Genomic DNA, 23,207 nt, shown 5'->3' on the forward strand with positions numbered 1-23,207 from the left:
CTCAGCTCACGCGATCGATCGCGTCGTCGACCGCCCGGATCACGCGCACGGCGTCCTCGCGGGAGTCGATTTTGATATCGGTTCGGATCGTCGGCCGGTCGAAGTCGGCGTCGTCCTCGGCGTCGACCACGAATGCGTCCGCGAACGGGTAGGCGGTCGCGAGTCCCTCGGTGCTCGGCTCCGCGTTGACGGCCGCCATGAGGTCGCCGGCGGGTCCGGAGAAGGCGTCGTCGCCGAGGAACGGCGAGACGGCGACGACCGTCGTCTGGGCGAGCGCGTCCGCCACGCCCGGCAACGAGAGCATCGGACCGATGCTGGTGACCGGGTTCGAGGGGCCGATGACGATGGTGTCGTCGAGCGACTCGAGCACGCCCGGCGCCGGCTCGGCCTTCGAGGAGCCGCGGAACTCGACGGTGTCGACGGTCGGCTCGCCCCGGTGGGCGACCCAGAACTCCTGAAAGTGCATGAGCCCCTCGTCAGTATGAACGAGGCTGGCGACCGGATCGTCGCTCATCGGGAGGAGATCGATCGTGAGTCCGAACGCGCTCGCGAGCCGCTCGGTCGCCTCGCTCAACGTCTTCCCCTCGTCGAGGAGACTCGTCCGCGTGATGTGAACGGCCCGGTCGCGGTCGCCGATCGTCATGAACTCCGCGACCCCCGAAAAGCGCCGCCAGTTCGCGAGCCGTCGGCCGTCGGTCTGTTTCTCCTCGGAGAGGTATTGCGGTCCCTCCGGCAGTCCGGCGGCCGACGCGATGTCCAGCAGCGCCGAGTTCGTCCGATGCGTGTCGCCCTCGATTCCCCACCACGTCTCGCGGTCGAGGATCCCACCACCCTGGAACAGCAGCGTATCGACGTCCGGCGAGACGAAGAGCCCACCGAGCTCGATGTCGTCGCCCGTGTTGGCGACGACCGTGGTCTCCTCCGGCGAGAACGCGGCAGCGGCGCCGTCTAACAGCTTCGGCGTTCCGGTGCCCCCGGAGAGGAAGGTTACCATACGCACAACTCTCGAGCGAGGCTACTTAATCGCTTTCGGCCGCTCGCGGTGGCCGGTGCCGTCAGGCACCGGTCGTTCGCGGCGCGACGTTCGCGTTCGATCGGAACAGGTTCTCCGGGTCGTATGTCGTCTTGACCGCGACCAGTCGGTCGTAGTTATCGCCGTAGAGCAGTTTCACGGGGTCTTCGTTCATTCCCGGGAAGTTGCCGTAGCGGCCCGAGGCGATCGGCAGTGACTGCACGTCGGCGAACACCTCGCGGGCCCAGTTCACGTTCGCGTCGTCGTCATCGGGCTCCTCCCAGTTCGCCTCGACGGTGAGCATGTACGGCTTGTCCCGGTGCCAGAACGCGGTCGCGTCCCGCGGAACGTCGGCGACCGCGTCGCCGAGATGCCAACAGTCGATCGTCGAGAGCCCCGACGGGGCCGAGTCGTTGTACCGGACCATGAGGTCGAACACCTCGTCGGTGAGTTCCTCGAGAAAGACGGACTTCCAGTAGTACCGCAGCCCGTCCGGGTAGTCCTCGTCGAGCATCGACTGAAGGTCGACGTAGGCTATCGTCCCGCTCATGTCGGCGATGGGCGTCGCGACCTCGCGGAGCGGGTCGTAGACGGCTGGCGCCTCCTCGAGGTCGCCGCGAGCGGAGCCGAGGAACGCGACCGCCGGCTCGCCCCACGTCCTCTCGGGGAACTCCTCGAGTTCGGGGACGTGGGCGGTAAAGGCGAGGACGCCCGCGTTCCGGGGCGCGGTCTCGGTCCACTCGCGGAAGGCCGCCAGCGCCGCGTCGGCGTCGTCGCCGTGGAACCAGACGAAGAACGCGTACACTTCCGGGCCGACCTCGTGGAGATCGTACTCGAACGCGCTGACGACGCCGAGGTTGCCGCCTCCGCCGCGGACCGCCCAGAACAGGTCTTCGTTCCGCTTTTCGCTGGCGGTTCGCACCTGTCCGTCGGCCGTCACGATATCGACGCTGACCAAATTATCCAGCGCCAGCCCGTGCTCGCGGCTCAGGTGGCCGTAGCCGCCGTTGAGCGTGAGCCCGGCGATCCCCGTCTGCGATACCGCGCCGAGGGCGGTCGCGAGGCCGAAGCGCTGCGTCTCCCGATCGACGTCGCCAAGCGTCGCCCCGCCTTCGGCGCGGACGGTCCCCTCCTCGCGGTCGACCCGGACGCCGTTCATCTCCGCGAGATCGACGACGACACCGCCGTCGCAGACGGCCGTCCCGGCGACGTTGTGCCCGCCGCCCCGCACCGCGAGGGGCAGGTCGTGGTCGCGGGCGAAGTTCACGGCCGCGACGACGTCGGCGACGCCGGCACAGCGCGCGACGAGCGCGGGATACCGATCGATCATGCCGTTCCAGACCGCTCGAGCGTCTTCGTAGCCCTCGTCGGACGGGCGCAGTACGTCACCGTGGAATCGCGTGACGAGGGATCGAACAGCGTCGTCCGGAAGCGCCTCGAGCGCCACCTCGCCGCGGTGTTTGTGTAGTGAACCCATATAGCAACGTACGCGTTCGCCGGAGATAAACCAGTAGTCAATCCAACACGACGATCCATCCGGCAGATATGTCGGAAGTTCACCGATTGAATCAGTCTCCGGAGTGGTCATCGAGGGAGAGATAGTTGTGAACTGGTCACTCTCGTTTCGGCAGTCGACGTACCGTCTCTCGAGTATATCCCGATCTTCATCATACCGTACTAGTCAGTTACACGTAATTATGTAACCGTTTCACGCATCACGTTGCTACTGACGCGTTAGTCGCCGATCCAGTCCGCGAAGCTCCCCTCGAGCAGCGTCTCCGACTGCCGAGCGACGTACCGCTGTTGCATTCCCTCGATGGCTCCGGCGAGGTCGTCACCGTCCTCGAGCGCCGCCTGCACCTGCTCGCGCTTCCAGCTGGCCGGCGTCACCCGCTGGCGGACGCGCCGCCGGAGCGGGTAGAGGTACTTCGCGGCCTCCTCCTCGCTCAGCCCGCGGTTGGTCAGCCCGTCCTCGGCGTGGGCCAGCAGGTCCTCGTAGAGCGCGAGGCAGTCGGTAGTCTCCTTGCCGTCGTTGGTGATCCAGTTCAGGTCGGCCGAGAGGCCGTCGACCATCGCATCGTAGAAGTTCTCGCGGGCGATCTGCCAGTCGAGTTCGACGACGGGGTGCTCGAGGCGGGTCAGGCTCTCCATCAGGCCGGCGAACGCGGCGAGGAAGGAGACCGAATCGCGGACCGTGGGCTGAGCCGGGATCGGCCGGAACTCGATGCGGGCGTTGGCGGCCGAGCGCGTCGGCCCGCCGAAAACCGGACGGACCCAGCGCCAGTAGGTGCCGTGTTTGCGGCTGAAGTGGGGGAACTGGTCGTCGAAGCGGTCGCCCGACCCGACAGGCATCGGGACGATCGTATCGTCGGCGGCGATCCGGTCGACCGCTTCGTCGACGTCCGCGAGATCGCGCGGGAAGCGGACCTTTCCCTCCCCCGTGGTGGGATCGTTGAGCACGGTTTCGAAGACGCTGATGCGGTGTTCCATCCAGCCGTCTCGGAGGACGTCTTCGGCGGTCGCATCCTCGTCGTACAGATCGGCAGGGAAGAACGGGGAGTTGACGCCGAGTGCGAGCAGCGGTCCCGCGACTCGGAGGGCGTAGTTGAAGTACTCGGGGAGGTCGGGAGCGTGTGAAACCTGGTAATGGGGCTGGATCGACGTGATGAGGCTCTCGGGCATGACGGTATTGTCCTGCAGCGAGACGTGTGGCGCGTCGATGCACATCCCCGCGGAGTCGGCCTGGGCCGTGTTGGCCATCGCGTGATAGCGGGCCGAATCGCTCATGTTCGTCGCGATGCGGACGGTCCGTTTCGTCCCGTCCGGCGCGGTCGCCGTCCGTTCGACGCTGTCGGTGAGATAGGTACTCGCCGACTCGCCCTCCGGCGGGATCGTCCAGAGCGCGTCGCTCACCAGCCGCATCCGCTCGGACTGGGTCACGTCCAGCGCCGTCCGTAACCTGGACTTCACCTCCGATTCCTGGGCCGTCAGTCCGTGGGCGTTCAACGGCTGCGGGCTCGTCGTCATCTCGGCGTTGTGCAGCCCGAGCTCCTTCTCGAAGCCGATCAGCTCGAGCAGTCGGCGCGGGACTCGCCGTAGCGTACAGTCGTCGGCCTTGACGGCGTAGAACTCGTATTCGAGGCCGACGATTGCCTGCGGGTTGTCGAACACACCCTCCTCGACGGCGTCTTTGATCACCTCGGCGTCCGCTTCGGCCCGCTCCCGGAAATCGTCGGGATCGACCCGCAGGACGTCAGCGACCCGTGCGGCGAGTTCCTCCTCTGGCATACCTCGGGCTCTGCGCGCAAACGTCTTGAAAGCACGTTTCTCGAGTCGCGGTTCCGGCTCGGTCTCAGAACCGTTTTACTCCCCGCACCGGTACACACGGCCGATGGAGTTCGCCACGTTCGCCGACCGCGCCGGGACGATCGACGCCGAACCCGCCGACCTCGAGATCGTGGCCCACGTTCGGGAACTGCTTGTCGATGCCGGCGACAATTTGGAAATCGTCGCGCGCTTCGCACAGGGACGAGTGTTTCCGGCCTGGGACTCGACGACGCTCGATATCGGACCGCGTGCGTGTTACGAGGCGATCGCCCGCGCGGCGGGGACGAACGTGAGCAGCGACGACGTCGAGGATCGACTCGCGGAGATCGGCGAGATCGGCGACGTGGCGGCGAGCTACGAGTTCGGCGGCCAGCAGGGGTTGGGTGCGTTCACCGGCGGAGAAGCTGCCGATTCCAGCGGCGATAGTAGCGGTGGCCTCACCGTTCGCGAGGTCTCCGACACTCTCGAGGAACTGGCCGCCGCCGAAGGCTCGGGCAGTCAGGATCGCAAGGTCGATCTGCTCTTCGGGCTGTTCAATCGCTGCTCGAGCGAGGAGGCGCGCTACCTCGCCCGCATCGTCCTCTCGGAAATGCGCATCGGCGTCGGCGAGGGGACGGTGCGAGACGCGATCTCGGAGGCCTTCGGCGTTCCCGAGGACCGAGTCGAGCGCGCGCTGCAGGTCTCGAATGACTACGGGCAGGTCGCCCGGATCGCCCGCGACGAGGGAGTCGAGGGGCTCGACGCGCTGGACCTCGCGGTCGGCCGGCCCGTTCAGGCGATGCTCGCCCAGGCGGGGACGGTGACCGACGCGCTCGAGGAGTGGGAGGAGGCCGGCGTGGAATGGAAGTACGACGGAGCGCGGGTTCAGTTGCACTATGATCCCGCCGGTGCCGATCGGAACGGTGAGACGGAGACTCGCGTTTTCTCGCGGAACATGGAGGACGTGACGAACGCGCTTCCGGAAGTGGTCGAATTCGCGGAGTCACACCTCGAGGTGCCCGCAATCCTCGATGGCGAAGTCGTCGCGATCGACGACGACGGCTCTCCGCTGCCCTTCCAGGAGGTGCTCAAGCGGTTCCGGCGGAAACACGACGTGGCGAAGGCCCGCGAGGACGTGACGGTCCGGCCAGTGTTCTTCGACTGTCTGCACGCGGCGGGGGAGGACCTACTCGCAGAGCCGCTGACGACGCGCCACGACAGGCTTCGATCGGTGCTGGTGGACGCCGGTTCCGATTCCGACGCCGACCGCGTAGACGACGCTGACGTCGAGGGGCTCTCCCTGCTCTGGCGCACCGACGATCCCGACGAGATCGAGAGCATCGACGCCGACGCGCTCGAGGCGGGCCACGAGGGGATCATGCTCAAAAACCCCGACTCCACGTACTCGCCGGGCCGGCGCGGGAAGCACTGGCGCAAGCGCAAGCCCGACGTGGAGACGCTCGACTGCGTGGTGACTGGCGCGGAGTGGGGAGAGGGGCGCCGTGCCACGTTCCTCGGGACCTTCGAGCTGTCCGTTCGGTCCGGGGACGACAGCGAGGAACGGCGTTCCGCCGGCTCTACGGTGGAACCGCAGAACCTCGAGACCGTCGGCAAGGTCGCGACCGGAATCACTGACGAGAAATTGGCGGAGCTAACGAAACTGCTCGAGCCCCACATCGCGGCCGAAGCGGGCCAGGAGGTGGACCTCGAGCCAGCGGTCGTCTTCGAGGTCGGCTACGAGGAGATCCAGTCCTCGCCGACCTACTCGTCGGGCTACGCGCTGCGATTCCCGCGATTCGTGGGTGTTCGCTCCGACAAGAGCCCGGGGGATGCGGATTCGCTCGAGCGCCTCGAGCGGTTGCAGGAACAGTGATCGCGGCTCACGGAGCCTACCTGTTGGCGAGTGTTGAATATAAAATAATATAGCAGATGGGGATGATTATTACCGTGTATGTCCTCCGCGTTCGACAGTCCAGCGATCCGCTACGGTATGGGCCTCAGCAGTGCCGCGATACTGACGGTCGTCGCCCTCGCCTTCCTCGACGGAACGATGCGATGGCTCGTGCTCGGTCTCGCAGTTCTCGAGATTACGGTCATCCCGCAAATACTGAAACGGGCGGGCTAACGCGGCCGCGAATCGACGCGACCGGGTGAGGGAATTGTCGTCGGACGAAAGCAAGCACGGTAGTTTGTGGACAGTCAGTCGCTCGCGACTGACCACATGTAAGCACCCTTAAGAGCCACGGGAAACAGGATTCCCGTATGCAACCGCGCGACCTGTCCGATCACGTCGCATACGAGGCGGGTCGAGGCATCGAGGAGGTCGCCCGCGAGCTCGGGCGCGACCCCTCGGAGTTCGTCAAACTCGCCTCGAACGAGAACCCGCACGGCCCCTCGCCGGCCGCCGCCGTGGCCATCCGCGAGACGGCCTCGAGCGTGAGTTCCTACCCGAAGGCCGCTCACGCCGACCTCACGAGCGCCGTCGCCGACCGCTGGGACGTCACCGACGAGCAAGTCTGGCTGGCCAACGGCGGCGACGGGGCGATCGATTACCTCCATCGGGCCGTCATCGAACCCGGCGACACCGTCCTCGTCCCCTCGCCCGGCTTCGCTTACTACGGGATGAGTTCTCGGTTCCACCACGGCGATGTCTCCGAGTACGAACTCTCGAGGGCCGACGACTTCGCCCAGAACGCTGAGACCGTTCTCGAGTCCTACGACGGTGATCGATTGCTCTTCGTCACCAGTCCACACAACCCGACCGGGTCGACGATGCCGCTCGAGGAAATCGACCGCCTCGCCGACGAAACCGACGACGAAACCCTGGTCGTCGTCGACGAGGCCTACGGCGAGTTCGCCGACCGGGACAGCGCCGTCGCCCTGGTCGAGGGCCGCGACGGGTTCGACGCTCGCGACGACGTCGCCGTCCTGCGGACGTTCTCGAAGGCCTACGGGCTGGCCGGGGTCCGACTCGGCTACGCCGTCGTCCCCGACGAGTGGGGCGATGCCTACGCCCGCGTGAACACTCCCTTTGCGGCGAGCGAACTCGCCTGCCGAGCCGGTCTCGCCGCCGTCGACGACGAGGAACACGTCGAGCGAACCGTCGAGACGGCCCGCGAGTCGCGTGCATACATGCGAGACGCGATCGAAACCCACGTCTGGGAGAGCGAGGGTAACTTCGCGCTCGTCGACGTCGGCGACGCCTCGGCGGTCGCCGCGGAAATGCAGGAGCGCGGCGTCATCGTTCGCGACTGCTCGAGTTTCGGCCTTCCGGGCTGTATCCGGATCACCTGCGGCACCGAGGAGGAGACCGAGCGGGCGGTCGCGACGCTCAACGACGTCCTCGCTGATCTCGGACTCGAGACGGACCCATCAGACGAGGCCCACGATCCGGACGCGGAGGTGGCCGATTCATGAGAGTCGCCGTCACCGGCACTCCCGGGACCGGGAAGACGACCGCGACCGAGTTGCTCGAGTCCCGGCTGGCCGATTCCGATGCCGCAGCGGACGACGCGTCGATGCCCGATCTCGAGGTGATCCACCTCAACCGAGTGCTCGAGGACGAAGAGCTCTACACCGAGGTCGACGCCGACCGCGAGAGCAAGGTCGCCGACCTCGAGGCGCTGAGCGAGTGGCTCGACGGTCGCGACGACGTCGTGATCGAATCGCATCTCTCCCACCACGTCGACGCCGATCGGGTCGCCGTGTTGCGGTGTGAACCAGCGACGCTCGAGGAGCGCCTGCTCGAGCGGGGAGAGACCGAGGCGAAGGCGGCGGAAAACGCCGAGAGCGAGGCTCTGGATGTCATCCTGTCCGAAGCCGTCGAGAAACACGGCCTCGAGTCGGTCTACGAGATCGACACGACCGAGCGCGATCCCGCCGGTGTCGCGGACGAACTCGCAGCGGTCACAGAAGGGGAACGCGAACCAACTGCTGGCGAGGTCGACTACATGGGGTACCTGACATGACGCTCGACAAGTTCCGTCCGTACGTCTCTCGGTTCCTCGACCCGTTCGTCAAGGGGTTCGACCGCGTCGGAATGACACCCAACGGCGTGAGCGTGGTCGCGTTCGGGATGGCGATTCTTGCCGCGGTGGCGTTCGCACTCGGCGGGCTCGAGGATCCGATCTGGTACGCCGTCGCGGCGACGCTGGTCTTTCTGAACGGCTGGTTGGATATCATCGACGGCGCGCTCGCACGCGAACAGGAGGTCGCCTCCGCCGGCGGCGACCTGCTGGATCACGTCCTCGATCGGTACGCGGATATCGTCGTCATCGCCGGATTGGCCGCAGGGCTCGAGGACTACCTGCTGGGCTTCGCCGCCGTCACGGGAGTCGTGATGACCTCCTACCTCGGAACGCAGGCACAGGCCGTCGGTCTCGATCGGGTCTACGGCGGACTCGTCGGTCGGGCCGACCGGCTGGCGATCATCGGCATCGCCGGCTTCCTCGCCTACCCGCTCTCCGGGCCGATCGTCGGCGATTTCACCCTCGTCGGCTTGCTGCTCGTCTTCCTCGCGGTCGTCGGCCACCTGACGGCGTTGCAGCGGTTTTACTACTCGTGGATCGCCCTCGAGCGATAGCCGTTTCAACCCGCTGACCGGGGCGTCTGACTGAATGAAGCCGCGTCGCATCCTTTATCCCTTACCGCGATATAGGGACTGACATGGTTCAGTGCGAGATGTGTGGGGCCGAGACGTCGTCCCCGAAAACCATCAAAGTCGAGGGCGCGAAGCTAGACGTGTGTTCGGACTGCACGGACTTCGGCACTGAAGTCAAACAGACCTCGAGTTCGGGTTCGTCGACGAAGTACTCGACCGACTCGAGTTCGTCCTCGTCGAGCGGTAGCCAGTCCACCGGTTCCAGCGCGAGTTCCTCGAGTTCGGGTGGCTCGAGTCAGCGCCGGTCGGACATGTTCGACGACATGGACGAACTGGCGACCGATTACGACGAGCGAGTCCGCAACGCTCGCGAAAGCAACGGACTGAGCCAGTCCGATCTCGCGAACGAACTCAACGAGAAGGCCAGCCTGATTCGCAAGATCGAGCGCGGCGACACCCTCCCGAGCGATCGCGTCCAGTCGAAACTCGAGAACTTCCTCGAGATCGATCTGAACGCCGAGGGGAGTTCCGGAGAGGACTCGGAGTGGTCCGGCGGCTCCTCGACGGGGAGTTACACGCTGGGCGACGTGGTCAAGCGCAAGGACTGAAACGGGTTTTCGCTTCCGCTCTCGATACCGTCGCGGACTCGCAAGCTATTTCCTTCGGGCGGGTGGGGTTGCCGATATGTTCGTCCTCGTTAACCTGAAGACATATCCGTGCGATCCGATCGCCGTCGCAGAAGCCGTCCGTGACGTCGACGAGACCACTGACGCCCGACTCGCCGTCGCGCCACAGGCGACCCACCTCGAGCGGGTCGCGGAAACGGGCGCGGAGACGTGGGCCCAGCACGTCGGCTCGATCGAACACGGGAGCAACACCGGGCAGACGCTCGCCGAGAGCGTCGCCGACGCGGGCGCGGTCGGGACGCTGCTCAACCACTCCGAACGGCGACTGAAACTGGCCGATATCGACGGTGCCGTCCGGGCGGCCGAGCGGGCGGACCTCGAGACGATCGTCTGTGCGAACAACCCGGCCCAGATCGGCGCTGCCGCCGCGCTAGGGCCGGACGCGGTCGCCGTGGAGCCGCCAGCACTCATTGGAACCGGAACACCGGTCAGTCAGGCCGATCCCGACGTCGTCGAGGACGCCGTCGCCGCCGCCGCGAACGTCGATCCCGACGTCTCGGTCCTCTGTGGCGCGGGCATCAGTACGGGCGACGACGTCGTCGCGGCGGGCGATCTCGGTGCCGGGGGCGTCCTCCTGGCCAGCGGCGTCGCGAAGGCCGACGATCCGAAGGCGGCCCTCGAGGACCTCGTCGCGCCGCTCTGAATCGGATCGGGAACTGGAGACCGATCGACGAACGCACGTCGCCGACCGACTTTTCTCCCCGTCCGTCGTAGCGGGGGTATGACCGACGACGGGTCCGAGTCCGTGGCTGATCCGGCGACCGGGGAGCGACCCGTAGCCGTCGCACTCGAGAATCGGTTGATGAGCCACGGAATCTATGTGACTTCGTTCGCGTGGATGGACGCGAGCGAACCGCCAGCCGACGACGGGGCCGGGATCGAACTCGAGTACGAGACCGTGTCCGAATCGCCCGCGATCACGAGAGACGAAGTCGGCGCGGTGGTGCGGGCGCTGCTGACCATCGGCGACGAACGAGAGTGGACGCCGGGACGCCTCGAGGTCACGTCACTGACGACCGATGGGGAGACCCGCGGCTGGTGGTACGTCGAACGCGAGTGGTTCGAGCGCCTCGGCTCGGATCTTTCGCAACTCGAATTTTCCCAGCGCGTGCTGAAAACCATAAAAAATTACCGAAGCGAACACGACGGACGTTGACCACATCGCGGAGATAGATTAATAATGATTCACGCGCCTTCTTGTCGTAGACGATTCAATGACCGGAGAACAGGTGTACGTTTCACACGCGCCAGGCAACCTCGAGCTCGTCCAGGACCTGTTCTCGACGGTCAAGAACTTCCCGTTCGGCGTCCACCTCGCGCTCGAGGAGATCGAGTCCGGTCGATCACGAAAGCGACTCGAGGGGCGTCTCGCCAACAGCGACGTCGTCGTCGCGGTGCTGACCGAGAACGCGGCCGATACTACGTGGATCGATCAGGAAATCGGCTACGCGGTGGCCAAAGGGATCCCCGTCGTACCGCTTCGCGACGAGGGAGTCAGCCGTCGCGGATACGTCGGCGACGTCGACGGACTGACGATCGATCGGGGAGACCTCTCGGTGACGATCTTCAACCTGCTTTCCCGGCTCCGGAGCGAACTCGCACCGCTGGGGGCGCTCTCGGTACCGAACTGGTACATCCGATTCCCGTGTACGATCCCCGACTGCGGCCACCCGGTCACGCTCGAACTCGAGCAGGGACAGACGAAACTCTGGAAACTCCACAGCCACGGGAAACACCTGACGACGTCGTGTGCGGTCTGTGAGTCGACGTACTACTTCAACCCGGCGACGATCGGGTTTCTGGGCCGCGAGGACGGAATCGAACGTCAATCGCCGTCCCGAAGCCGCTCGTAAGCGTCCGTGACGAGCTCGAAGGCGGATCGACTACCGCTCGAGCGGTCGGGATGGGCGCGTTTGACCTGTTCGTGATACGCATCGCGGAGCGTCTCGTCGCTCGCGCCGGCGTCCACGCCGAGAACCTCGCGAGCCCTCGTCTTTCGCATCTCGACGGCCGCGACGATGCCGCGCTCCTCGGCGTCGGACTTGCAGTCGGCACACAACCGTTCCGTGCGCTCGTCGATCGTGGTAACGCGAAAGCGTTCTGCGGAGACCTGTTCGCGACACTGACTACAGCGGCGTCGGTCCTCGTCCGGACCCGCTTCGGTGGAACGCTCGGAGTCGGTCACGGCTGTGGGTTCCTCCGTGGTCCCGTCAGCAGTGCCGTCAGTACCGGACGTTCCACCACCGTCGCGACTCGGGGCCTCGGCGACACACGACGGACAGCAGGTCACCACGGTTCCGTCGTCGAGCACCACGTCCTCGAGTTCGGCCAGAAGGAACGTGCCGGTACAGCCGTCGCACGCGTCCCGACGCTGGTCGAGCGACCCGCCGTTTTCGGCGGCCGCTCTGGCGTGTGGCTCACAGCGCTGACAGCAGACGACCTGTTCGCCGTCCGGCATCGTCACTGTCGTTAGTTCCTCGAGCGGAACCGTTCGACCGCAGCCATCACAGCCGGCCGGTTCGTCGCCGACGACAGCCATTACGCCATCGATTCGCGTTCGTCCTTTATTAGTTCTTTTGCTGACAGTCACGATCGGCGTCGGTTCGCGGCGTCGTCTCAGGCGGACCCCCGTCGGAATCGGTCCGCGTAGCGACTAATTACTCGTGGCACCTCCCTCGGGCCGTCCGGCGACCGACCCTGAACGGGATCGATAACAAAGTGGCCATCCGCCGATCGCTAGATCGTGCGAGGCACCCCTCGCACGGAGACGCTCCGTCCGTTGGACGGTACTCGGCGGCTCGCAGTCGCCGGGTTCCTCCTCTCCTGTCAGGTCCGTTCGCGCCGATCAGAATCGGGAAACCGATATGACTCCGATGCCGAGTACCGGTATGGACACGGCAGTTCAGACCGGCTCCCGGGACGGATCGATCGACCGCGAACGGGTCGGTATCGGCGTCGTCGACCTGGGTATCGTCGTCGGCCTCGTTCTCTTCGGGAACGTCGAACACGGCGGCAACCCGATCGCCGAACCGCTCGCATCGCTCGAGACGGTCGCCCCGTTCGTGATCGGGTGGGTTGCCGTCGCAGCGCTCGCAGGCGTGTACACGCGCGACACTCTCACCGGGACCGACGGCGTTCGTCTGACGGCGATCGCGTGGATCGCGGCGGCGAACGTCGGGCTCATGCTTCGTGGGTCGCCGCTGTTCGAGGGCGGCACGACCTGGCCGTTTCCGGTCGTCATTACCGGTATCGTGCTCGTCGCCCTGCTCGGTTGGCGGCTCGGATACGCCTTCTTCCTCTCACGATAGCGGTAAGTCACGCTCCTTCTAACTGAGTCACCGAAGCGGGCCGACGTAGAGTATTTGAACGTTCATGATTAACTGTCGATGCTGGCTGGTATTCCCGTTTTGGCGGCGAATATAGCGGCTTCAGATATGAAATGTCTTGCGTAGTAATTGGGTAGAGGCGTACTCGACGGAAAATGCAGGATTTATAACCAATCTATAAGTTATTAGAATCCAATTCCATGGATATCGATTGGGAACGGATCCACCACGAGCTAATTATGGGAAACACTTATGTGGTAATTCCCCATACTACAGGATACATTATGACTGGATATTACGACATTGTTCTCGGCCTCATCCCAGTCGCACTGCTCGGTATTACCGCAGCCCTGACCGTCGTGGGAATCTCGTTGACTGCGGCGGTGCCGATCGGGTCGCTCGTCGCGATGACGATCATCGGGCACGCGATGTTCGTCAACACGCCGGCCGAGGTCGCCGACGAGCCCCGGTCTGCGCGTCCCCCGCACGCGGACTAACGAATTCCGGTCGTCTTCCTTCTCTCGTTTTCCCTCTATACCCGCTTCCGGTTCCTTTTCGTCGCTTCGTTCCCTCGTATCGGTCATGACAGAGACCCTGTTTCTGACCAGCGATGCCGTCGCAGACCTCGCGACTCCGACCGAATACGTCGACGCCGTTCGCGACGGCTATCGACAGCGCGGAAACGGCGCAGCGGCACAGCCGCGATCGAAGTTCTTCCGCGGCGACCCGGACGGGATGTTCACGAGTTACGCCGCCATCCTTCCGGAGACGGGAGCGATGGGCGGGTACATGTACAGTGCCGGGTTCGGTGCCACCGACGCCTGGTTCATGACACCGCTGTTTGACGCCGACAGCGGTGCGCCCCTCGCCCTGCTCGACGGTGCCAGCATGAACCCGTTCAAAACCGGTGCGGCCGGTGCCGTCGGTGTCGACGAACTCGCCCGCGCAGACGCCGAGACGCTCGCGGTCATCGGCAGCGGTGCCCAGGCACGCGGACAGCTCCGCGCGACCGCCACGGTTCGCGACTTCGACGAGGTCCGCGTCTATTCGCCGACGCCCGACAACCGCGAGGCCTTCGCGGCCGACTTCGATGACGACCTCGAGGCCTCGGTCGATGCGGTCGACTCGAGCGAGGCCGCCGTCACCGGCGCGGACGTAGTCATCACCGCGACGCGGGCCAGCGAGCCAGTCTTCGACGGCGACGACCTCGAGTCCGGCACGCACGTCACCGCGATGGGGCAGTACTCGCCGGACAAGCGCGAACTGGACACGACGACGATCGAGCGCGCGACCTACGTCCCGGACCTCCGCGAGCGGGCGACGTTCGACGCCGGATCGTTCATACAGGCGCTCGAGGAGGGAGCCGTCACGGAGGATCACATTCACGCGGAACTGGGCGAGATCGTCGCCGGGAACGCGCCCGGTCGAACGAGCGACGACGAGATCACGGTCTTCGATAGCGGTGGAACGGGTATCGAGACGGTCGCGGCGGCGTACCTGCTCTACGAGCGAGCACGGGAGGAAGGACTCGGCACCGAAATCGAGTTTTCGCCGGCGAGCGAGGCCTTGACTGGGAACTGAGCGCTCGAGAGTCGATCGGGACGGTCGGTGTGCCTGGCGCAGAGGGAAGACGGTTCGACCGGTTACTCAAATCCGTATTTCAGCTTGTGTGACATTTACTGCGCCTCGCCGAATTAGGAGTAGATGATGCGACGACGATCATACATGACAGGTTTCGGCGGTGCCATCGCAGTCGGTCTCGCCCACGTCGTACCGTTCGGTCGCGGCGACCCGAACGATGGAACGGACCAGCGAAACGAATCCGACGACTCGGAACCGGCTTCGGGAATCACGCAGCCGACGCCGTCCCCGGCGTGTCTGCAAAACCCGTCGTTCGAGGAATACCTCGACGGGTGGAGCGTCGGCACGGATCTCCCGACGGTTCCCGGGGAATCGACCGATCCGGTCGACCATTCCGTCGCGATCACCTCCGAACGCGCGGCGGACGGCGACCGCTCGATGGCGCTGTTCATCGACGGCGTCGCCGATGACGGAACGATCTGGGTCGAACAGCCGGTGAACATCACGCCCGTCGACGCGGTGACCGTCGACGTCTACAGTCGACAGAAGTCGTTCAACCGCATGTCGCAGGTGGCATTTTTCGCCGGGAAGAAGCCACGCGACGGGCTCTCGGAGGGAGACTTCAACCGCGAGAAGGACATCGAAGACCACGCGGGATGGAAGACGTACTCGTATTCGGTGAGCGATCTCGAGGGGGTCGTGACGCTCGCCGTCGGCATGAACGTCGTCTGGGAGACCGGTATTCGACGGTTCTTCGACGACGTTCGACTCGTCGCGGAGTAGGCTCCGCACTGAAACGGACGGCGAATTTTTCACGGGGCGTCGACTGCCAGCTGCAAGGTGAGCTGCAACTCCCACCACGGAACGTCGACGACCCGCATATCGCGGGTGTATCCCCCTCAAACCGACTGTAGATCGAGGTCGCTACTCGCCCGCGGGCCGGATCTTGAACCCGTACCGGGTGACGCCTTCCTGCGTGTAGATCCGGCGGATCGTCGTCTCGATTCGGTCGCCGACCGAGAAGTCGGCTGGATCGGCGTCGGTCCCCATCGCCGGGGCGCTGACGGTCTCGTCGCCGCTGTCGACGGCTTCACCGTCTTTTCGTTGCGTCTCCGACGCAACGCTCGTTTCGAGCGCGACGATCGCGGCCGCGTAGTCGCCCGAGCGGGCCTGCTGTTCGGCGAACTCCGGCGGCGCGCCGCCCTGCGAGATGGTCGTCACGGCTTCGATCGTTCCCTCGCCGGCGAGTTCGACCGGCTCGTACTCGGCGAGCGCGCCGCAGTCGTTACAGGCCCCTTCCGGCGGGAAGGAAAGGGCACCGCACTCCGAACAGCGACCGGCCTCGAGCCGATAGCGCTGGGGAATCGAGCGCCGCCAGGAGGGGACGCTGACGTACGCGCCGCCGCCCGACGGCGGCCCCGTGGTCACGATGCCGCGCTGGCGGAGGTACTCGGCGTACGTGAGCGGATCGTCGCCCTCGAGCGCGGTCACGGCCGGCACGTCACCCGCGGCCTCGACGGTGAACGCGTCCGCGCCCGCGCCGCTACCGTGGGAGACCGACAGGACCGATTCGTAGCCGTCCTCGAGTGCCCGCGCGAGCGACATCGGGACGCTCGCGGCACCGAGGTCGCCCAGTTCGTGGACCGTCGCGGCGGCCTGAATCTCGTCCGTGCTGACGCCGGCCGCGCCCGCTGCGCGGTAGGGAAGCTTTCCGTCGGGGGCCTGAATCGCGGCCGCTTCGGGGTCCGGCTCGACCTCGAGGGCGCCGACGGCACCGCCGATCGTCTCGGTGAACGCCTGCCGGTCGTACTGGGTGATACCCAGTCCCTGCGTCTCGTCTTCGCCGCTGTTGCGGAATCGGGTGCCCGGATACGGCGCGGAGTACTCGGCGCGGTCGGTGATCTCGGCCGGCCCGTCGCGCTCGAGGACGAACGCAGCACTGCCGGCTCCGGCGGCGTGATCCATCCCGTCGTCGGGGTCGCCCTTCGGCGCGTCGGCTGCGACGACGAGTGCGGTCGTCGAGTCGGCCTCGAGCGCGTCCATGCCGGCCCAGAGCGCGCGGGTGCCGGAACGGGTGCTGCCGGTGAAGAGCTGCCCGGTCGCCGACTCGGGGAGGGCCACCATCGCCCCGAGCCGGACGGTCAGGTCCTCCTCTGCCGCCGGCGGTCGCGAGGACGCGACGCCCAGCCAGTCGATGTCGGCGGGGTCGGTCGCCGCCGCCTCGAGCGCTCGCGTCGCGGCCTCGTAGGCCATCGTCAAGGCGTCCTCGTCGGCCGAGGGGACGGCCTTCTCGGTGACGCCGGCGGCGTGGAACTGGCCCCACGCCTCCTCGAAGGCCTCGCTGCTGATGCGGAACCGCGGCGCGTACGCGCCGACACCGGTGATTGCGGCCGCCATCACGCGCTCACCTCCCGTTCCTTCTCGAAGATGTGAATCACGGACGCACCGCCGCTGCCGCCGACGTTGTGAGTCAGCCCGCGTGCGGGGTTTTCGACCTGTCGCTCGCCGGCCGTGCCGGAGAGCTGTTTGTAGGCCTCGACGACCTGGCCGGCACCGGTCGCGCCGATGGGATGGCCCTTCGACTTGAGGCCGCCCGAGGTGTTGACCGGCAACTCGCCGCCGAGTTCGGTCGCGCCGGACTCGATGAGCTGTCCGGCCTCGCCTTTCTCACAGAATCCGAGATCCTCGTAGGCCAGCAGTTCGGCGATCGCAAAGCAGTCGTGGACCTCCGCGAAGTCGAGCTCGTCGGGCTCGACGTCGGCCATCTCGTAGGCCGATTCGGCCGCCCGCTGGCTCGCCGGCACGCCGGTGTACGTATCTCGCTGAAAGAGGCCGACGGTGTCGCTGCCGGCGCCGACGCCGGCGACCCGGATCGGGTCGTCCGTGTAGTCGTCGACGACGTCCTCGCTGACAATCAGCGCACAGGCCGCGCCGTCCGAAGTCGGACAGCAGTGATAGAGGTTGAGCGGGTCCGCAACGACCGGCGCGGACTGGGCGTCCTCGAGCGAGCACTCGAATCCCAACTGGGCGTGGGGATTCTTCGCGCCGTTCGAGTGGTTCTTGACGGCGACCCGGGAGAGGTGTTCGCGCGTGGTCCCGTACCGTTCCATGTGGACGCTGGCCATCTGGGCGTAGACGCCGGAGAACGTGGTGCCGGAGAGGCGTTCCCACTCGGTCTCACCCGAGACGCCGAGCCAGTACTTCGTCGCGTCCGAGCTCATATCCGACATGATCTCGAAGCCGCCCGCGAGGACGACGTCCGCCATTCCCGATTTGACGGCCTGGACGGCCTGTCGGACCGCAAAGCCGCTGGCCGCGCAGGCGTTCTCGACCCGGGTACAGGGGACGCCGTCGAGGCCGACGTGTTCGGTTACCGCGGGTCCGGAGAGGCCGAGCTGGCGGCCGCCGACGCCGAGGTTACCGACGAACGCCTCGTCGACGTCGTCGGCCTCGAGTCCCTTCGGTACGCTGTCCGTCGCCGCATCGAACGCCGTCCGGAACAGTGATCGGTAGCTTTCCGATGGGAAAGCCCCGTAATCCGACTGCCCCGCACCGACGAGGTACGCGTCTCGCATACTCGTTCTTCGGGCGCCCGGTGTGAAATAACTGTACGCTTTGTGACGATCGATGATCACGAATACGCATTCGCACCTCGAGCCGGCGGCCAGTCGTACTCCGTGAGACTCGACGCGGGATTCAAGCGTCTCGTCACCGTATCTCCGGTATGTCACGCGCGGCCGAGCTCGTGTCCGTCCTCGAGGCGACGGACTCGCTGGCGATCGTCTGTCACGACAATCCGGATCCGGACTGTCTCGCCAGCGCGCTCGCGCTCGAAGCGATCGCGCGAGATCACGACGTCGAGGAGGTGACGATCACCTACGGCGGCGAGATCTCCCACCAGCAAAACCGCGCGTTCGTCAACCTCCTCGAGATCAGTCTCCAGACGCTTTCGAGGACCGCGATCGAGGAGTACGACAGCGTGAGCTTCGTCGACCACACCAGACCGGGGGCGAACACCGAAGTGCCGGCGGATGTCACTCCCGACGTCGTCGTCGATCACCATCCGGGCGAGTCGGCCGGCGCAGCGTTCGAGGACGTTCGTGACGAATACGGTGCGACCGCGACCATCTTCATCGAGTATCTGCAGGAACTCGAGGTCGACCTGACGACGCGGCTCGCCTCCGCGCTCCTCTTCGCGCTCCACCGCGAGCGGCTGGATTTCGTCCGCGAACCCACTCGACGCGAGTACGAGGCCGCGCTCGCCGTCTATCCCGACGCCGACCTCGAGATCCTCGACCAGCTGTACGGCAGCGCGTTCTCTCCGGGGACGCTCGACGCGATCGGTCGGGCGATCGCCAGCCGAGAGCGTCGGGGCTCGTCCCTCGTCGCGAGCGTCGGCAAGACCGGCGAGACCGACGCGCTTCCGCAGGCGGCGGACTACCTGCTCAACCTCGAAGGAGTGGACACCGTGTTGGTCTACGGCGTCGTCGGCGACGCGATTCGGTTGAGCGGCCGCTCGATCGATCCGCGAGTTAACATGGGCGAGACGCTGGAGGAGGGGTTCGACGAACTCGGTGCGGTCGGCGGCCACCACGACATGGCCGGCGGCCGGATCGAACTCGGGCTCTTCGCTGACGAGGACGATGACGACAGAGCACTCCTCGAGTTCGTCGGCGGGCGGCTCACCCGTCGGTTCTTCGACGCGTTGAACCTCGACGATTGATGCCGAAACCGACGAACGGCCCGGCTCGTCGACTTGGCGTCCGATCGACGCACGAATGGTCAGTGGGCTGCTGTACAGCAGTCCGTTTCAGTCGATGTCGATCGAGTGCGCCTCCTCGTCCGCCTCGCGCTTTGGCAGCCGCACCGTCAGGATGCCGTTGTTGACGCTGGCCTGAACGGCGTCGGCGTCGACCGGTTCGGGAATCCGAATCTGCCGACTGAACGATTCGGTCTTCCGTTCTCGACGGATGTAATTCTCTTCGTCGCCGCCCATCTCCTGACTGTGTTCTCGCTGCCCGGAGACGGCCAGCGACTCGCCGGAGAGGCGCAACTCGAGGTCGTCGCTCTCGTAGCCGGGGACGTCGACGGTGACGACGAACTCGTCGCCCTCGTCGGCGAGGTCCAGACTCGTCGTCGAGCCGCCCGTCGAGAGGTCGAGCTTGCTCCGGTTGTCGACCTGCGTTTCCCACGAGCGCGCCGCCGTCTCGATCTGGCGGTTCAGTCGGCGGAGCAGGTCGTCGATACCGTCGAACGGACGCGGTCGATCTGCCATGGTGTCACCTATCGAACGTAGACGATCGACGGCGAAAAAGGCCACCCTCGGTCGGAGTGATTGTCTCCTCGACGAACGTGTTTGCAGGGATTGCGGCAGAACCGAGGGGTGGGCTGGCCGTTTTTACGCTGCCCGTCCTAGGGACGGATATGACGGACGCACTATTCGTCGTCAGCGAAGAAGGGTACTGGGGAGAGGAATGCGTCGAGCCCCTCGAGACGCTCACCGAGGCGGGCGTCGAGATCACGGTGGCAACGCCGTCGGGCGATCCGCCGGTCGTCGACGAGCGATCGCTCGATCCGGAACAGGTCGGCGAGGAGACCGCCGAGCACGTCCGCGAGGTCGCCGAGACCGACGAGCGGCTGAACGATCCGATCCCGGTCGCACAGGCCGACGCCGAGGGGTACGACGCCGTCGTCTTCCCCGGCGGCCACGGCACCGAGTGGGACATCAATCAGGACAAACACGCCCGCGAGCTCCTCCGTGACATCGTCGAGGGCGACGGCAAGGCGCTGGTCGTCTGCCACGCCGTCGGCATGCTCGGCTTCGCTCGCGACAGCCACGGTGCGTTCATCGTCAACGGTCGCGACGTGACCGGCTTTCCCAACGAGTGGGAGGAGGGCATCGTCGACGAGGCCGATCGCATGCCCGACGGCCGTAAGCTACCCTACTGGGTCGAGGACGAAGTAAAAGAAGCGGGCGGCAACTGGGACGCCGAACTCGATTCCGAGACGAGCGTCACCGTCGACGGCGACCTCGTCACCGCCCGCGGCCCCGGCTCCTCGAGCGCCGCGGCCGAGACCCTGCTCGAGGAACTGAGCGTCTGATCGGATTCGGCGGCCCGCTCGATCCGAGTCCGTTATACGCGCGCCGTCCCAGGGGCACCTGTGGTTCCCGCTGAATCGAATACCGCTGTACAGACCGGGCCGGTACGAAGTCGCAGCTACCGCATCACCGTCGATAACGGCCGGGAGTCGTTTTTCGCGCTCAGTATCGAACGCGTCGACAGCGAGGACGCGTGGCTCATGTCGGACACCGCCGTCGCGCTCGAAAACGTTCGGTAAGTGACGACCGCCCTGTACTGACCTGAGACCGCAGTGACACTGTTCGCGTCACGAATGAGAAGGGGCTTTAGCTCGTCCGTGCTTCTCCCATCCAATGAGACGTCGGACGTATCTGGCCGGCGGTGCGAGCGTGCTCGCGTCGATTGCCGTGTCAGGAATCGTGAGTCAGCCAGCTGGTAACGAGCGCCTGCTCGAGGCGGCTCGCGAGTCTCCCGATACCGGTGAAGTCAATTCGAACACGGAACCGATCCTTTCGGGAACCGACCACGAGACGCCGCTGTACGAAATCGACGCGCCGAACGACGGCCCGACCGCGATGATTTTCGGCGGTGTCCACGGCGACGAACGGAGCGGGATCGAGGCCGCTCGCGAAATCTCCGACTGGCGTCCCGACGCGGGGACGCTCGTCGTCGTTCCCGAGACCAATCGCGTGGCCGTCGAAAACAACGAGCGTCGCGGCGTCGACGGCGATCTGAATCGACAGTTTCCGGCCGATCGCGAGCCCCAGAGCGAACTCGCAGCGGGCATCTGGGACGCCGTCGAGGCCCACCAGCCGGACGTCGTGCTCGACCTCCATCGGTCGCTCGGAATCTACGGCCTTCATCAGGAGTTCGTCGGACAGGCGATCTTCCACTCGCCCGACGCCCACGGCGAGCGGCTCGCCGACCGCCTCGACGAGGACGCCGTCCCGTGGTATCTGCCGTTCCACAAATTCACGGCCGGGGAGACCTCCCTCACCGGACCGTTGCTCTTCCAGCACGCCGCGCGCGAACTCGATGCGACCGCCTACCTCTTCGAGACCACCGAGTTCCTGCTCGATCACTCCACGATGGTCGAAATGTCGCGACTGGCGGCCGCACACGTCCTCGAGCTACACGGCTTGCTCGAGGTCGGAGGTGGCGCATGACTGGCGAAACTCCACGTGCGGGCAGCGACGGTGAGCACAGCGGTCTATTGCCCGTGTCGCTCCGTCGGATCGCGACGAGTCCGGTGACGCTCGTCACGTTCACGCTCCTGGTCGTTCCGTTCGGACTGGGCGCGCTCGAGACGCGGCTCTTCTCGCCGCTCGCACTGCCGGGCTACCTGATTTTCACCATCGGAACTGCGATCGGCAACGTCATCGCGCCGCGCCTCGATTTCTGGGTCTACTGGGTGCCGTTCCTCGGCGGTACCGCCGGCATCGCCGCCGTCGTCGGCTCCGGCTACGAGTGGTGGCGCGATCGGAGGGATGGTGACTCGAGCGAGCGATTGTAACGGACGGGTTTCGACCGCAATCGATCTGAAACGGAGGGCGTTTCGACCGCGAGAGATGGACGGTCGCGCGTGACGGTTCCTGTTGCAACGAATCAGTCCCTTTTTACACGCAGACGGGGAATCACCACCTATGAGCTTCGAGGAAGACGACCGCGTGGTCCTCCACGACGAGCACAGCGAGTTCGACGGCGAAACCGGCACCGTCTCCCAGACGATGGAATCGATGTTCGGCGACGTTACCTACACTATCAGCTTCGACGACGGCCAGGAGGCCGGCGTCCCCGAAGACGACCTCGAGAAAGCCGACGACGTCGACGAAGACGAAGAATAACTACCACTCGCGGGCCGGTTCTCCCCTCGAGTCTACTCGCCGACTGTCACGCCACTGACGACACCGCGCCCGCAGACCACACCACACTTCGAATCGCAGATGCCACAGATCCCGCTTCACTACGTCGATTTACGGACGTTTTGCTACGCCACCGAGGACGAAAAACGCGTCGAGGAGGCGCTCCGAACGTTCCTCCCCGACGGCGACGACGAGCCGTTCGAGATCGAACGCGCCGAGAGCGAGGGTCACTACGGCGACCGCATCCTCGTCCTCTCGGCACGCGTCGAGAGAGCAGACGAGGTCCGCCACGTTCTCTCGCGGCTGGCCGACCTCGAGTCCTTCGACGCGCTGATCGACGAACTCGACGAGCGGGTTACCGAGAACACCGAACTGTTTCTCCGACTCGACAAGCAAGCGGCCTTCGCGGGCGACGTCCGCCTCGGAGAGGGAATCACCTTCCGCGGAAAGGTCGAGGCCTACCCGGCGAAGAAGGAACGGGCCGTCGAAAACGCCGAGGAAGTCCTCGAGCGGCTGCGCGAACGGGAGTAACCGTTCTCGCTGTCGGTCGCTGACCTCTTAGTATCAGACGCTGTTTTCGGCCGGTTGCTACCGTTCAGCGGCGGCAGCCGGCCTGCCGTGTCCCGTCGCACTCATCCGCCAGCGGAACGCGCCGATCCGACCGAACGCGATCCGTCGGGCACGACTCATCGATCCGGCCGAACGCGGTTCACCGGGTACGAAGGACTTTTGACTGGCCAGTCAGTAAGTTTCG

The 23,207-nt window shown here is 65.8% G+C and carries 27 protein-coding genes; 20 read left to right on the forward strand and 7 right to left on the reverse strand.

What is annotated here, in order from left to right:
• Position 1 precedes the first annotated feature (1 nt).
• From cofD to LDH74_RS07440, 3 genes are all read right to left on the reverse strand, one after another.
• Entirely contained in the window at positions 2–994 is a 993-nt protein-coding gene (cofD, locus tag LDH74_RS07430; RefSeq protein ID WP_226041877.1) for a 2-phospho-L-lactate transferase, read from the reverse strand.
• 61 nt (positions 995–1,055) lie between these two features.
• The gene (locus LDH74_RS07435) at positions 1,056–2,489 is read right to left on the reverse strand and encodes an FAD-binding oxidoreductase (RefSeq protein WP_226041878.1); all 1,434 of its coding nucleotides are present in this window, start codon (positions 2,487–2,489) and stop codon (positions 1,056–1,058) included.
• Positions 2,490–2,746: 257 nt separating this feature from the next.
• Positions 2,747–4,300 carry a hypothetical protein gene (locus LDH74_RS07440; RefSeq protein WP_226041879.1) on the reverse strand — a complete coding sequence of 518 codons (1,554 nt, stop codon included), beginning with the start codon at positions 4,298–4,300 and terminating at the stop codon, positions 2,747–2,749.
• A 103-nt stretch (positions 4,301–4,403) separates the two neighbouring features.
• On the opposite strand from LDH74_RS07440, the gene ligA reads away from it, so the two are divergent.
• The 9 genes from ligA (at position 4,404) to LDH74_RS07485 (ending at position 11,457) form a co-directional block, all read left to right on the forward strand.
• Positions 4,404–6,191, forward strand: coding sequence for an ATP-dependent DNA ligase LigA (ligA, locus tag LDH74_RS07445; protein WP_226041880.1), 1,788 nt, complete (start codon positions 4,404–4,406; stop codon positions 6,189–6,191).
• A gap of 78 nt (positions 6,192–6,269) precedes the next feature.
• Positions 6,270–6,443 (forward strand): hypothetical protein, encoded by a 174-nt coding sequence (locus tag LDH74_RS07450; RefSeq protein ID WP_226041881.1) that lies wholly within the window; start codon positions 6,270–6,272, stop codon positions 6,441–6,443.
• Between the two features lie 137 nt (positions 6,444–6,580).
• Positions 6,581–7,735 carry a histidinol-phosphate transaminase gene (hisC, locus tag LDH74_RS07455; protein ID WP_226041882.1) on the forward strand — a complete coding sequence of 385 codons (1,155 nt, stop codon included), beginning with the start codon at positions 6,581–6,583 and terminating at the stop codon, positions 7,733–7,735.
• Positions 7,732–8,286: an adenylate kinase family protein gene (locus tag LDH74_RS07460; protein ID WP_226041883.1), complete on the forward strand. Its 555-nt coding sequence runs from the start codon at positions 7,732–7,734 to the stop codon at positions 8,284–8,286. Before hisC ends, LDH74_RS07460 begins: the two co-directional genes overlap by 4 nt.
• Complete coding sequence (locus LDH74_RS07465; protein ID WP_226041884.1) at positions 8,283–8,900, forward strand: CDP-alcohol phosphatidyltransferase family protein; 618 nt, start codon at positions 8,283–8,285, stop codon at positions 8,898–8,900. Before LDH74_RS07460 ends, LDH74_RS07465 begins: the two co-directional genes overlap by 4 nt.
• Positions 8,901–8,983: 83 nt before the next feature.
• Positions 8,984–9,526: a multiprotein bridging factor aMBF1 gene (locus tag LDH74_RS07470; protein WP_226041885.1), complete on the forward strand. Its 543-nt coding sequence runs from the start codon at positions 8,984–8,986 to the stop codon at positions 9,524–9,526.
• Positions 9,527–9,602: 76 nt separating this feature from the next.
• Complete coding sequence (gene tpiA / locus LDH74_RS07475) at positions 9,603–10,247, forward strand: triose-phosphate isomerase (protein ID WP_226041886.1); 645 nt, start codon at positions 9,603–9,605, stop codon at positions 10,245–10,247.
• 78 nt (positions 10,248–10,325) lie between these two features.
• A complete protein-coding gene (locus LDH74_RS07480; protein WP_226041887.1) occupies positions 10,326–10,760 on the forward strand; it encodes a hypothetical protein in 435 nt (144 codons plus the stop codon).
• 58 nt (positions 10,761–10,818) lie between these two features.
• Positions 10,819–11,457 carry a toll/interleukin-1 receptor domain-containing protein gene (locus tag LDH74_RS07485; RefSeq protein WP_226041888.1) on the forward strand — a complete coding sequence of 213 codons (639 nt, stop codon included), beginning with the start codon at positions 10,819–10,821 and terminating at the stop codon, positions 11,455–11,457.
• Here LDH74_RS07485 and LDH74_RS07490 read toward each other — a convergent pair.
• Entirely contained in the window at positions 11,430–12,143 is a 714-nt protein-coding gene (locus LDH74_RS07490) for a J domain-containing protein (RefSeq protein ID WP_226041889.1), read from the reverse strand. The two genes, LDH74_RS07485 and LDH74_RS07490, sit on opposite strands and share 28 nt — an antisense overlap.
• A 349-nt stretch (positions 12,144–12,492) precedes the next feature.
• Between LDH74_RS07490 and LDH74_RS07495 the strand changes: the two genes are divergently transcribed.
• The 4 genes from LDH74_RS07495 to LDH74_RS07510 all read left to right on the forward strand — a co-directional run bounded on the left by LDH74_RS07495 (position 12,493) and on the right by LDH74_RS07510 (position 15,294).
• The gene (locus tag LDH74_RS07495) at positions 12,493–12,912 is read left to right on the forward strand and encodes a DUF3054 domain-containing protein (RefSeq protein WP_226041890.1); all 420 of its coding nucleotides are present in this window, start codon (positions 12,493–12,495) and stop codon (positions 12,910–12,912) included.
• 302 nt (positions 12,913–13,214) lie between these two features.
• Positions 13,215–13,427, forward strand: coding sequence for a hypothetical protein (locus LDH74_RS07500; protein ID WP_226041891.1), 213 nt, complete (start codon positions 13,215–13,217; stop codon positions 13,425–13,427).
• Between the two features lie 85 nt (positions 13,428–13,512).
• Positions 13,513–14,511 carry an ornithine cyclodeaminase family protein gene (locus LDH74_RS07505; RefSeq protein WP_226041892.1) on the forward strand — a complete coding sequence of 333 codons (999 nt, stop codon included), beginning with the start codon at positions 13,513–13,515 and terminating at the stop codon, positions 14,509–14,511.
• A 144-nt stretch (positions 14,512–14,655) separates the two neighbouring features.
• Positions 14,656–15,294 carry a hypothetical protein gene (locus LDH74_RS07510; protein WP_226041893.1) on the forward strand — a complete coding sequence of 213 codons (639 nt, stop codon included), beginning with the start codon at positions 14,656–14,658 and terminating at the stop codon, positions 15,292–15,294.
• Positions 15,295–15,435: 141 nt separating this feature from the next.
• On the opposite strand, the gene LDH74_RS07515 is transcribed toward LDH74_RS07510, so the two are convergent.
• Both LDH74_RS07515 and LDH74_RS07520 read right to left on the reverse strand, forming a co-directional pair.
• Positions 15,436–16,908 carry a zinc ribbon domain-containing protein gene (locus LDH74_RS07515; protein ID WP_226041894.1) on the reverse strand — a complete coding sequence of 491 codons (1,473 nt, stop codon included), beginning with the start codon at positions 16,906–16,908 and terminating at the stop codon, positions 15,436–15,438.
• Positions 16,908–18,086 carry a thiolase domain-containing protein gene (locus LDH74_RS07520; RefSeq protein ID WP_226041895.1) on the reverse strand — a complete coding sequence of 393 codons (1,179 nt, stop codon included), beginning with the start codon at positions 18,084–18,086 and terminating at the stop codon, positions 16,908–16,910. Before LDH74_RS07520 ends, LDH74_RS07515 begins: the two co-directional genes overlap by 1 nt.
• 149 nt (positions 18,087–18,235) lie before the next feature.
• On the opposite strand from LDH74_RS07520, the gene LDH74_RS07525 reads away from it, so the two are divergent.
• Positions 18,236–19,234: a bifunctional oligoribonuclease/PAP phosphatase NrnA gene (locus LDH74_RS07525; protein ID WP_226041896.1), complete on the forward strand. Its 999-nt coding sequence runs from the start codon at positions 18,236–18,238 to the stop codon at positions 19,232–19,234.
• 87 nt (positions 19,235–19,321) lie between these two features.
• Here LDH74_RS07525 and LDH74_RS07530 read toward each other — a convergent pair whose 3' ends face one another.
• Positions 19,322–19,786: an Hsp20/alpha crystallin family protein gene (locus LDH74_RS07530; protein WP_226041897.1), complete on the reverse strand. Its 465-nt coding sequence runs from the start codon at positions 19,784–19,786 to the stop codon at positions 19,322–19,324.
• Between the two features lie 149 nt (positions 19,787–19,935).
• Here LDH74_RS07530 and LDH74_RS07535 point away from each other — a divergent pair, with 149 nt between their 5' ends.
• The 6 genes from LDH74_RS07535 (at position 19,936) to LDH74_RS07560 (ending at position 22,984) form a co-directional block, all read left to right on the forward strand.
• Positions 19,936–20,613 carry a type 1 glutamine amidotransferase domain-containing protein gene (locus tag LDH74_RS07535; protein ID WP_226041898.1) on the forward strand — a complete coding sequence of 226 codons (678 nt, stop codon included), beginning with the start codon at positions 19,936–19,938 and terminating at the stop codon, positions 20,611–20,613.
• A 60-nt stretch (positions 20,614–20,673) separates the two neighbouring features.
• Complete coding sequence (locus tag LDH74_RS07540; protein WP_226041899.1) at positions 20,674–20,850, forward strand: hypothetical protein; 177 nt, start codon at positions 20,674–20,676, stop codon at positions 20,848–20,850.
• Between the two features lie 94 nt (positions 20,851–20,944).
• The gene (locus tag LDH74_RS07545) at positions 20,945–21,757 is read left to right on the forward strand and encodes a succinylglutamate desuccinylase/aspartoacylase family protein (protein ID WP_226041900.1); all 813 of its coding nucleotides are present in this window, start codon (positions 20,945–20,947) and stop codon (positions 21,755–21,757) included.
• Positions 21,754–22,104 (forward strand): hypothetical protein, encoded by a 351-nt coding sequence (locus LDH74_RS07550; RefSeq protein WP_226041901.1) that lies wholly within the window; start codon positions 21,754–21,756, stop codon positions 22,102–22,104. The genes LDH74_RS07545 and LDH74_RS07550 overlap by 4 nt, the downstream gene beginning before the upstream one ends.
• Positions 22,105–22,234: 130 nt before the next feature.
• Positions 22,235–22,435 carry a DUF1918 domain-containing protein gene (locus LDH74_RS07555; protein ID WP_226041902.1) on the forward strand — a complete coding sequence of 67 codons (201 nt, stop codon included), beginning with the start codon at positions 22,235–22,237 and terminating at the stop codon, positions 22,433–22,435.
• A 99-nt stretch (positions 22,436–22,534) separates the two neighbouring features.
• A complete protein-coding gene (locus tag LDH74_RS07560) occupies positions 22,535–22,984 on the forward strand; it encodes an RNA-binding protein (RefSeq protein ID WP_226041903.1) in 450 nt (149 codons plus the stop codon).
• The last annotated feature ends 223 nt before the right edge of the window (positions 22,985–23,207 follow it).

Source organism: Natrinema sp. DC36 (genome assembly GCF_020405225.1).
Lineage (GTDB): Archaea > Halobacteriota > Halobacteria > Halobacteriales > Natrialbaceae > Natrinema.